Source organism: Microbispora sp. NPDC049633, assembly GCF_040675265.1.
Lineage (GTDB): Bacteria > Actinomycetota > Actinomycetes > Streptosporangiales > Streptosporangiaceae > Microbispora > Microbispora maris.
The window spans coordinates 1-10,890 of the sequence record NZ_JBFAOO010000228.1; the positions used below are offsets into that span (position 1 = coordinate 1).

Sequence of the window (10,890 nt, forward strand, 5' to 3'; positions counted from 1 at the left end):
CGGCGACGACGGAAGGACCGTCCGATCCGGGCCGCTCGGACCCGTGACACCTGTGAGGGCGGGTACGGCGCCGGCGCGGCGGGCCACCCTGCCGGCTCCACCGCCGCCCGAGATCGCCCTGCGGGCCGCGCGGTCGCCGGCCTCCCGGGTGCGGGCGGTGATCCTGACCATCGCGGACGGCGAGCAGCCGGAGCCCGCGACGCGGTCGGCCTTCCTGAACTGCGCTCCGGCGGGCGGCTCACATCCCGCTCCGGAGAAGGCGTGCGCCTGGCTGAACAGGTCGGGCCTCGACCCGGGCGCCCTGCGGGTGAACGAAGCCGAGCCCTGCACGATGATCTACGCACCTGTCACGGTCACCGCCAGCGGCATCTGGGACGGGAAGTACTTCCAGTTCCGGCGTACCTTCGGCAACGACTGTGAGAAGCGGTCGGCCGCCGGGGAACTGTTCGACTTCTGACACGCGCAGCAAACCGCACGCGGCGTACGGGGGATGTAAAGGTGCGAGGACGCGATGGCCGTGTGGTCAGGTGTCCGCTCTCACCGTGTCCCCCGGTTGGCGGCCACCGCCGCGGAGGTCGCCGAGAGACGACGTCAGCAGTGTGCGGAACGTCTCGGCGAGGTGCCGTGCGGTCGCGGCGGAGAACAGGTGGGCCGCGTAGTCCAGGAAGCCGAGGGGCTCGCCGCCGTCGACGACGAACGTGAAACAGAGGTCGGCCCCCAACGGCCCCGGCCCCACGCGCAGCCGCCGGGCGGTCGCGCCCGGAAGGTCGATGCGTGGCTGCTCGGGCTCGTCGACCACGATCAGAGTGCGGCACAGTCGCAGGGCGCCGGACCGCGACCTGCGGACGAGCCGGACGAGGTCGTGCTGCGTCACGTTCCGGTGGACGAGGGCCTCGTGGACCTTCCGCTTGGTCTGCCTGACGAGGGCCGCGTACGACTGGCCGGGGGCTAGCCGCAGCCGGAGCGGCAGGAGCCTGGTGAGCGGGGCGATCATCTGATCGCGGTCGGCGGCGCCCCGGTAGGACACCGGGGTGCCCACGATGACGTCGCGTGCGCCGCCGACGGCGTGCAGGAGGAGGGCCGTCGTCGCGGCGAGCAGAACGAGGGGCGTGGTGTGGAGCCTGCGGCAGGCGGCGCGGAGGCTCTCGACGAGCGCGGCGTCGAGCGCGAAGGCCACCCGGTCGCAGTGAGGCGGTGTCCCCGGTGCCAGGGTCGGGGGAATCGTGGTCGCCGTGCCGGGAGACAGGCCGCGCAGGTTGCCGAGCCAGTAGGTCAGCGCCGCCGGGTCGCGTGGTGTCGAGCGTTGCCGGATGGCGTACGCACCGGGCTGCATGGGGGGCGGCGCCGACCGCAGGGGACGGTGTTCGACGCAGGCGCGGTAGTGCTCGGCGAACTCTCGCGCGAAGGTGCGCATGGCCCGGTCGTCGGCCACGATGCGGTGGAACTGGACGCAGAGGATCATCGCCTCGGGCGACATCTCCAGGAGGGTGGCGCGCATGGGGCTCGCGGTCAGGTCGATCGGCCGCCGGGCGAGTTCGCGCAGCTTCGCCTCGGCCTGCTCGGGGGAGCACGTGTGGTGGGCCATCTCGGGCACGTTCCGCGCGGGCAGGACGACCTGGAAGAGTTGGCCCCCGTCCAGGACGAACCGGCTTCGCAGTGCCTCGTGCCGGGCCACGATCCGGGCGACCGCCAGGGCGGCGGCCTGCCGGTCGACGTGCCCGCGCAGCTCCAGGGCGAACGATTCCAGGTGGTGGGACGGCCCGTCGCCGTGCTGGTCGTCGAGCCATATCGACTCCTGCTCCAGCGTCATGGGATAGGTCCACGACGGCGTCGTGGGCGCCTTTCCCGAGGGCTCGACGCCGGCCCGGCTCGGACGAGTCCCACTCGCCGGCCGGGGGAGGACGCCCGGCGGCCTGCCCTTCCGGATGCCCGTTCCGAAGTCGGTGCTCACGGAGCCGTCCCGCGATCTGCTCATGTTTCGGTTCCCCCGTCGTCGAGTGCGGGTCCGGAGGGGCGTCGGCGATCGAGCCGATGCCTTCGGCGATCTCAGCGGTGGATGCTTTCTCGGAAGCACGGGAAAGTGAACGCTTGTGCGGTCTTTCGCGTACCGTGCCCGTCTCTTTCCTGTGCGCGAACGCTGTGTGCGAACGCTGTGCGCGCACGAAGGGTGACAGGTCCCGGAAGACTCGGGCGGTGAACGGCGAGGATGAGCGTGGCTTGACGAAGCAGGCGCTAATGGCTGATCGCTCTAAGCAATATCGTCAACGTATTCGCGGCCCCGGCGCGCCGTCAAGGCCGGCCGTACCGTCCCGGGCCGGTGCGGCCGTTCCGTACGTGCTCAGACCGCTCGCCGGGTGTGCAACTGAACGACTGTGCACTCGCACACTTTTCCCGTATGGCGATACTGGAACGTGCCAGGCGGATGTCGTCGAATATTCAAATTGCAGGGCGTGAAAGCCGGACTGCGGTCGGTAGCAGTCCGGACCCGCCGGTACCGCGTGCCGTTGACAGTAGGCTTGACGATTTGCGTGTCTCCGGGTTAATCTCGAAATACATTTCTGTGGCAGGCGCGTCCGGCGTCAATTCCGACCGGCCCTGCGCGGCGTCGTCGACTCGTTTTATTCGGCGCGCTCATCGAGTGAAGCCTCTCGCCGTATCGATCGCCGAACTGGGCCGGGCGCGGATCGGGCGATTCGTCGAAGCGCATGAACAGGCAACATGTGCCCGCAGCCAGGTGAGCGGTGGCCGCCCCCCGGACCTCCGGCCCGTCCTCGTGCACGCGGTGTCATGGCGCGCCGCTCCTTCCGCGGACACGCCGCATTGTGTCGCAGAAGTCGCATCCGCCGCACAATCACCACTCGGATTGCGCACGAGCCCGAATTCGGATCGGTCCACAGCGAAACGCTGATCCGGTCGGCGCCGATCCGTCTGCTTAAACATTGCCTCCGCCGCCGGGGCGTGCTTAGCATGCGTCGGTCGAGGAATGAAATCGGCCAATGAAACCATCGGGAGGTTCGTGGTGCGCTGCCGGCGGGTGCCGAGATCGCACAAGGTGTGCGTCGATCCGCGGGTTTTCCTGAAACGGTCGGGAGCAAATGGAATACGCCCGGTGTCCGCCGGGTCACCGGACGGTGTGTGCGCCCGGCCGGCCATGTCGCACTCGTCCGCCGCCGGATAAAAGCCGGGGAGGGCTGGACTCACATTCTGCATATGGGTGATGACGCATGGAAGAAAATCGTGGGAACAGTTCGGATCCGGTTCATTATTGCGGTGGCGGGGGCCAGGGGAGCGATTTTCCGGTCCTGCCCTCACCCGCTTGGACGCGGGTGCTGTCGATCGGCTCGTTGCTGCCGCCGAGGTCGCCGCGTCTCGAGGGCGAGAACGTCGAGCACACCCGCGTGCTGGCGGAGTTACGGGTCGCCCTCCCACCGATCATCGTCCATCACCCGTCCATGCGGATCATCGACGGGATGCACCGCGTCGCGGCCGCGAGGCGGCGTGGCGAGACGACGATACACGCCGTGCTGTTCACGGGAGACGAGCGTGAGGCGTTCGCTCTCGCGGTGCGGGCCAACACCGCCCACGGCCTGCCGCTCTCGTACGACGACAGAGTGGCCGCGGCGGTCGAGATCCTGCGTTACTTCCCGGGCCGATCGGACCGCTGGGTGGCGGCGACCACGGGACTGAGCGCGGCGACGGTCAAGAACATCCGTGACCGGACCATACCTCCGGGTCAGGAGCCCGGGAAACGCATGGGCAGGGACGGCCGTATGCGGCCGGTGAACGGCAGCGCCGGGCGCAAGCACGTGCGGGAACTGGTGGAGAGGAATCCCGGCGCCTCGCTTCGGCAACTCGCCCGGGCGGCCGGGGTCTCTCCCAACACCGTCCGCGAAGTGCGCAGACGGATGCTGCAGGACAAGGACACCGCACCGGACGCCGGGGAGGCGACCGGGCAGGAGGATCAGGCCGCCCCCGGTGAGGTCGCCGCCCAGGTGACGGACGCCCAAGAGATGGACGCCCAGGTGACGGAGTCGTCCGTCGACGGGGTGCTGCGGCGGTTGAGCAGGGATCCGTCGTTGCGGCTCACGGAGTCGGGCCGCAGCGCCATCCGGTGGTTCTTCTCCCGGGTCCTACGGCCCCGCGAATGGGCCGGCGTCGTCGACGGACTGCCCCCGCACACCGCCTTCGTCCTGGCCGCCGTGGCCGACAGGTGCGCCGCCGAATGGCGGGATCTCGCGTGCCGTCTACGCGATGTGGGCGGGTCCGCACCGGACAAGCGACCGACGAGGGGACGATGGATATGAAGGAGACGCAGATGGCGGGCACGGGCGCGAACGCGCCGGGCATCGCCGCGGCCGCCCCCTCGTGCATCAGCGACGTCCTGTATCTGATCGCCTCCGGGTACGAGGACCTGGTCGACTGCGAGGCCGTCGAGCGGCTCAACCAGGCGAACATCAGCTTCGTCCGGGGCGACTTCGTCAACGCGCTCGGCCTGACCGAGGCCGTCCTGGCCGATCTGGACAGGTCACAGCCCGCCTACATGAGCATCGTGGCGTTCAGGATGCTCCTGCAGTCCGTGGTCGGTCCCGATCCCGACCGCTGGAAGGCGGACGTCGACGAGAGACTCCTCGCCGTTCCCGGCCCCCCGAGAGTCGTTCACCTCTGTGTCGAGTCGGACCGGCTCTGGCACTCGGGCCGGCTCTTCCAGGGGCTCAGGCTGAACCAGTACGCGCTCCAGCAGTCCCGGCACGATTGCGGCCAATGGCACCTGTACGCTCTCGTCCTCCTGGCCAGGAAGCTCACCGACCTGCACCTGCGCGGCCAGGCGCACCGGCTGGTCGGCAAGATCGACGCATGTGTCCACGACTGCGGGCTGCTGGCCTTCGAGCCCATGGTGGAAGCCCTGCGGTCGTCCCTGCACCTGCAGGCCGGCGCGTTCGAGGAGGCGCTGGCGTCCGCCGCCGAGACGCTGGAGGTCGCCCAGCGCCGGGGATCGGTCATGGGGGTCGAGCTCGCGCTCTCGGTGGCCGCCGTGACCCATCTCCGCTTAGAGGACCGTGACGAGGCGGCCGCGTGCCTCAAGCTGTTCCACGGCCGGACCGGGCGGCACACTCCGGCCGACACCAGGGCGCGGGCGGCCTTCGCCGAGATCGCCCTGGTGGTCGCGGAGGAGGGCCCGCGCGCGGGCGCCGAGGAGATCCGGGACCGGTGGCATCTCCTCGCGACCGAGTCGGCGTGCTTCGCCGAGGACGTCACCCGGCCGGCCTGGCTGGTGGCCGTCGCGCTCCGGGCGGGGGACGCCGCGCTGGCCGAGCGGGCGCTGCGCGCGATCGAACGGCTGGCCGGCGACAACCGTGAGGTCCAGCTGCTCGCCGTGGCCGAAGAGCACGCGCGGGCCGTGTACCGGGGCGACGATCGGTCGCTCCCGCTGCCGCTGGACCTCGGTGACGACGCCCGTCCCGCTTTCGTCCCGTCGCAGGAGCCGAAGAGGTCGTCGGCGCCTCCCGGGGTCCGCCCGGCCCGGCAGGCCGCGCCCGAGGCCGGGCCGGCCTGCTCGCCGGCGCTCACCGCCCGGGAGAGCGAGGTCGCGACCCTCGTGTCGCGCGGCATGACCAACCGGCAGGTCGCCAACGAGCTCGGGCTCTCACCGCACACCGTGAACTTCCACTTACGGCGGATCTTCCGGAAGTTCTCGGTGTCCAGCCGCACCCAGCTCTGCCGGCTCCTCGCGCAGCCGGGCCCGGTGCTCGCGCCCGGGCCCCGGCGGGACGCCGAGCCGCGGTAGGACGGGCGGGACGACTCCCACGCCCGGACTCACGTCGTCAAAAGCGGAAGGGGCAGGATTCGAACCTGCGTGGGCTTGCACCCGACCGGGTCGCCCCGGTCCTCGTTGGGCCGCTTCGAGTACCCTTCCCTGCCCTGCGTCGCCGGGATCCCTCCCGGTCACAGGATGTTCGTCGCTCGCACCAGGGCCCACAGGGACCGTGGCGACAGTCCGCCGTCGAAGGCGAAATACTCGGGCAGGATCGCCGACGGACCCCACTTGAGCTTGTACTCCAGCTGGCTCTTCGCCGGGTAGACACGATCGCCGTGGTCCGCGACGAGCCGGATGATCCGCGCGCCCGCCCCGCTGGCCGTCGGCAGCTCGTGCTCCACGTCCAGGCCCGTGAAGGGCGTGAAGCCGAAGTGCAGCCAGGGCGTGCCCAGGGCGCGGAAGTGTTCGACGGCATGGAAGTTGATGGCCTCCATGACGCCGGGCGGGCAGTCGGGCAGGCGCCTGCTCAGGTCGTGCAGCCATCCCGGGCGCGAGCCGTACACGGGAGCGAAGGAGACGTACGCGACGGGCGTGCCGCCGATCGTCCCGAGGAACAGCTTGCGCAGCGGCTGCCACTCCCCGCCGATCTCGCCGATCAGGAAGGTCAGCTCCTTGGTGTGGCGGCCCTTGTCGCGCAGCCAGCGTGCGTCGATCCCGGCCACGTCCTCGGCGTATCGGGTGGCGTCCACCTCCGCTATCTCGAGGCCTGCGCGCAGCGCGCGCGAAATCTTGTTGCGCAGCTTGAGGAACCGCTTCCCGCGCAGGTTGAAATCCGCCAGCTCCACGGCATAGGACGCGCCGACCTGATTCACGGTGAATCCCAGCTCGGCGAACAGATCCGCGTCCGCGCGCTGCAGCTGCACGCCGATGACACGGCGGCCCCCGGCGTGGGCGTGCTCGATGAACCTGGTCTCCAGCTCCTTTCTGGTCGCGGCGTCCGTGAACGGCCCGCCGAACTGCAGCCACCGGCGTCCGTGCGGCCGGTAGCACACGAAACCGTCGATCCCGGGCCAGGCGAAGTACTCGTTGCCGCGGTTGAGGGCGAGGAACGCGCTCGGATTGTCCGCGTGCCGTTCGAGGCCGGACAGGATGTCGTCCCGGCTCTGCAACCGGGGCGAGTCGGGCGCCTTCATGCCTGCTCCCAACGATTCGGAGTTCGTCGGTCCCGACCATAGGGACCTCCTCTGACGCCGGGTCGACGCCGCGCCCGCGGTCATGTCAGGGCCGTGTCAGGGCCGGCTCCAATACTTGCGAAGCAATGTCCTCGGCGGTGCGCTTCGAAAACGCGCCACCGGCTGTCAGAAACGCCTGGAACGCGGATTGCGGGGTCGTGGTGGCGGCGAACATCACCGAAACCCAACGAGTGCCTTCGTTGGGCAGCTTTGTTCGAGGTAAGGACGTCGAGAGCGGCAAATGGGTGTACAGCCTCCGGCCGCGCGCGGTTCTGGACGACTCGTTCGCCAGCCTGACGCTGAAACGCAGGCTGGAATCCGGCGTGATGTCCCTCGACGAGGCGCCGCCCGGCGTGATCGCCGGCCGCGTCGCGCTGGCGGAGGACGAGACCATCGAGGACGCGCTGGCCGCGGCGGCGGAGGCCACGAAGATCTGGCGATCGGCGCCGTTGTCCACGCGCCTCGACGCCTGGACCGGGCTGATCCGGCGCGTGCTGCTGGACAGGCGCGACGAGCTCATCCACATGCTGACCCTGGAGGGTCACCCGGTCGAGCTGGCGCGCTGGGAGCTGTCCGGGATGCTGGAGCTGACCAGGGCGGAGACCGTCGAGTTCCTGCGCGGCCAGATGTGGCAGGAGTTCACGGTCGACGGCCGCCGCAACATCGTCAGGCGCCAGGCCGACGGCGTGGTGTGCGTCAGCCCGCCCGCGAACGCGCCGCTGGTCAGCGCGCTGCTCGGCGCCGTGAGCATCGCGGGGGGCAACGCCGTCGTCGTCCGCGCGCCCCGGGCGGCGCCGTTCGCCGTCTCCCACGTCCTGCGTACCATGATCGCCCCGACCCTGGAGGAGCTCGGCGCCCCGCCGGGCACGCTCAACATCGTCTGCGGCAGCCCGGGGCGAATGCTCGACACCTGGATCGCCAGCCCGCACGTCAACGACATCATGTACTTCGGCGACACCCCCAGCGGACTGAAGATCGAGCGCCGGTGCGTCGAGACGGGCAAGAAGCCGATCCTCGAACTGGCCGGCAACGACGTCGTGCTGATCTGGAAGGACGCCGACCTGGACGCGGCCGCGGCCGCGCTGACGGAAAGCTTCTACGGGTCCGGGCAGCTGTGCATGGTCCCGAACCAGGCGCTGGTCCACCCGGAGGTGGCCGACGAGCTGATCGGCCGGCTGGCGGCCAGGGCGGAGGCGCTGCGGCCCGGCTACCCCGAAGAGGACGGCGTGCTGCTGTCGCCGGTGCTGCGCCACGACCGGTTCGACGAGTTCCTCGCGGAGGCGGTGGAGGCCGGGGCCACCGTCGTCACCGGCGGGCAGGGCATGCAGATCGACGGCACTCCGGACGCCTCCGGGTTCTTCCTGCAGCCGACGGTGCTCCGGATCGACGGCCTGGGCGGTGCCCGCGATCTCAAGGCCGTGCGGGAGGAGACGTTCTTCCCGCTGCTGCCCGTCGTCGTGCCCGAGCCCGCGGACGACGAGATCCTGCTGGACACCTTCATCGGGTTCGTCAACTCCAACCGGTACGGCCTGCGCAACTCGCTGTGGGCCAGGGACGAATCCGTGATCGGCAGGTACGTGGCGGAGGTCGCCGGAGGCGGGCTGCTCAAGGTCAACGACTCGCACATCGCGTTCACCGCGCCCCTGCCGTCGCACGGCGGCACCGGGCTGACCGGCGGCGCCTTCGGCGAGGCCAACTATCCCGCCCTCCGGGCCACGCACCTGCAGGGCATTTCGATCGTCACCGGCGAGTCCGGGTCGGCGGCCTGAGAAGGGGCGGCTCCATGCGAACGATGGACGAAGCACGCGAGGTCTGCGAGCGGCACCTGCCGGGCCTGCTGGCCAAGCTGGCGGCCGTTCCGCTGCTCGAATTGGAGAAACCGGGCAACCCCGCGCTCGAGCTGTTCAAGGCGAGCGGCGGACCGGGGCTGGTGATCCCCAAGGCGTACGAGGGGCGCGGCGTCACGCCGATGGAGGCGATCCAGGTCACCCGCGCGATCGGCGCGGCGGCCCCCTCCCTGTCGGTGGCCTCGACGATGCACCACTTCTCGGTGGCGACCATCTTCGCCCTCGCCGAGAGCCTGCGCTCCAGCGGCGTCGAGTGGGCGCTGCTGGAGGGCATCGCCACCCAGAACCTGCTGGTGTCCTCGGCGTTCGCCGAAGGCAACCCCGGCCAGGGCATCCTGTCGCCCACCGTCACCGGCGTACGCAAGGAGGACGGGGTCGTCGTCAACGGGTCCAAGCGGCCCTGCAGCATGTCGCGCTCCATGGACCTGCTCTCGGCGAGCATCGCGGTGCCCGGCGAGGACGGCGGGTCGGAGGTCATGCTGATGCTCGTCCCCAAGGAGACGCCGGGGCTGTCGGTGCATCCGTTCTGGGGGAGCGACGTGCTGGCCGGCGCGGAGAGCGACGAGGTGCGGCTGACCGACGTGTACGTCGACAACCGCCTCCTCGTCCCCACCGAGGTCGGTGAGCGGGGCGAGCTGGACGAGCTGCAGACCATCGGCTTCATGTGGTTCGAGATGCTCATCACCTCCTGCTACCTGGGCATGGTCAGCGCGCTGGCCGAGCGGGCGCTGGCGGGCGGGAAGCTCGGCGCCGACCTCGCGGCCGAGCTCGGCGTGCGGCTGGAGACGGCCACGCTCCTGCTGGAGCGGATCGCCGGGCAGCTCATGGCGCGTGAGAGCGACAACGCCGCCCTCGCCAAGGCGATGATCGCCCGGTACGGCGCGCAGGAGGCGATCCTGGACGCCGAGAAGCGGGCCGTCGAGGCGCTGGGCGGGATGGCGTTCATCTCCTCGCCGGAGGTCGCCTACCTCGCCGCGGCCGCTCACTGCGTCACCTTCCACCCGCCCTCGCGCTCCGGTACGCGCCGGCATCTGGCCGCGTACTTCCAGGGCGACGTCCTGCGCGTCTCGTGAGGGCCGGCCGATGCTCGAGAACCTTGTGACGTACGACGCCGGGATGAGCGACGAACAGGTGTCGGCCGTGTACCGGCGCACGATGAGCTCCGGCCGTGCCCGCCTCGCCGAGGTGCTGGGCGGGCAGGTGGAGGTGGAGTCGTCGGGCGCGTGGCTCACCACCAGCGACGGCCGGCGCCTGCTCAACGTCGGCGGATACGGCGTGCTCATCACCGGCGCCCGCCACCCGATCGTGGTGGCCGAGGTGGAGCGGCAGCTGCACAGGCACCCCGTCGGGACGAGGATCTTCCTCGACCCGGTGGCCGCCCGCGCCGCCGAGCTCCTGACCTCGGTGACCCCTCCCGGCCTGACCCGGGTGCACTTCTCCGGCTCGGGGGCCGAGGCGGTCGAGGCCGCCATCAAGATCGCGAGGCTCAACGGGCGGCGTCACCTCGTGGCGATGACCGGCGGCTACCACGGCAAGACGCTGGGCGCGCTGTCGGTGACCGCGAAAGACGCCTTCAGGGAGCCGTTCCGCCCGCTGCTGCCGGATGTGTCGCACGTGCCGTACGGCGACGTGCAGGCGCTCACCGCCGTCCTGCGGCGGCACCCGGGCGAGTGCTGCGTCATCGTCGAACCCGTCCAGGGCGAGGGCGGCGTGGTGATCCCGCCGGAGGGCTACCTCGGCGACGTGCGCGCGGTGTGCTCCGAGTACGGCGCGCTGCTGGTCGCCGACGAGGTGCAGACCGGCCTCGGCCGCCTGGGGGCGTGGTGGGGCGTCGACCTGGAGCAGGTGCGCCCGGACATCCTGCTGTCGGGCAAGGCGCTCGGCGGCGGCGTCCTGCCGGTCGCCGCGACCATCGCCACCGAGGAGACCTTCGCGGTCCTCGACCGGGATCCGGTCCTGCACACCTCCACCTTCTCCGCGGCTCCGATCGCCATGGCCGCCGTGTGCGGCGCGATCCGGGCGATCCGCGAAGACGACCTGGTCGGGCGGGCCGCCC

At 70.8% G+C, this 10,890-nt stretch carries 8 protein-coding genes and 1 tRNA gene; 6 read left to right on the top strand and 3 right to left on the bottom strand.

Translation table 11 applies throughout. The features are described from left to right. Positions 1-457 (top strand): SSI family serine proteinase inhibitor (locus tag AB0J39_RS34430; RefSeq protein WP_363472451.1); only part of this gene is annotated, 457 nt, incomplete at its 5' end. Between the two features lie 66 nt (positions 458-523). Here the strand turns inward: AB0J39_RS34430 and AB0J39_RS34435 are convergent. After that, positions 524-1,975, bottom strand: coding sequence for a condensation domain-containing protein (locus AB0J39_RS34435; protein WP_363472453.1), 1,452 nt, complete (start codon positions 1,973-1,975; stop codon positions 524-526). A gap of 1,351 nt (positions 1,976-3,326) precedes the next feature. Here AB0J39_RS34435 and AB0J39_RS34440 point away from each other — a divergent pair. Beyond that, entirely contained in the window at positions 3,327-4,304 is a 978-nt protein-coding gene (locus tag AB0J39_RS34440; RefSeq protein WP_363472455.1) for a ParB N-terminal domain-containing protein, read from the top strand. Next, positions 4,295-5,785 carry a LuxR C-terminal-related transcriptional regulator gene (locus AB0J39_RS34445; protein WP_363472457.1) on the top strand — a complete coding sequence of 497 codons (1,491 nt, stop codon included), beginning with the start codon at positions 4,295-4,297 and terminating at the stop codon, positions 5,783-5,785. Before AB0J39_RS34440 ends, AB0J39_RS34445 begins: the two co-directional genes overlap by 10 nt. A 44-nt stretch (positions 5,786-5,829) precedes the next feature. Here the strand turns inward: AB0J39_RS34445 and AB0J39_RS34450 are convergent. Further along, a tRNA-Arg gene (locus AB0J39_RS34450) sits at positions 5,830-5,914 on the bottom strand. 29 nt (positions 5,915-5,943) lie between these two features. After that, positions 5,944-6,948, bottom strand: a complete 1,005-nt coding sequence (locus AB0J39_RS34455) for a DUF2156 domain-containing protein (protein WP_363472459.1) — start codon at positions 6,946-6,948, stop codon at positions 5,944-5,946. Positions 6,949-7,232: 284 nt separating this feature from the next. Between AB0J39_RS34455 and AB0J39_RS34460 the strand changes: the two genes are divergently transcribed. The 3 genes from AB0J39_RS34460 to AB0J39_RS34470 all read left to right on the top strand — a co-directional run. Further along, positions 7,233-8,756, top strand: a complete 1,524-nt coding sequence (locus tag AB0J39_RS34460; protein ID WP_363472460.1) for an aldehyde dehydrogenase family protein — start codon at positions 7,233-7,235, stop codon at positions 8,754-8,756. Positions 8,757-8,770: 14 nt separating this feature from the next. Next, entirely contained in the window at positions 8,771-9,907 is a 1,137-nt protein-coding gene (locus AB0J39_RS34465; protein ID WP_363472462.1) for an acyl-CoA dehydrogenase family protein, read from the top strand. 10 nt (positions 9,908-9,917) lie between these two features. Next, on the top strand, positions 9,918-10,890 hold a 973-nt coding region (locus tag AB0J39_RS34470), incomplete at its 3' end, for an aminotransferase class III-fold pyridoxal phosphate-dependent enzyme (protein WP_363472464.1).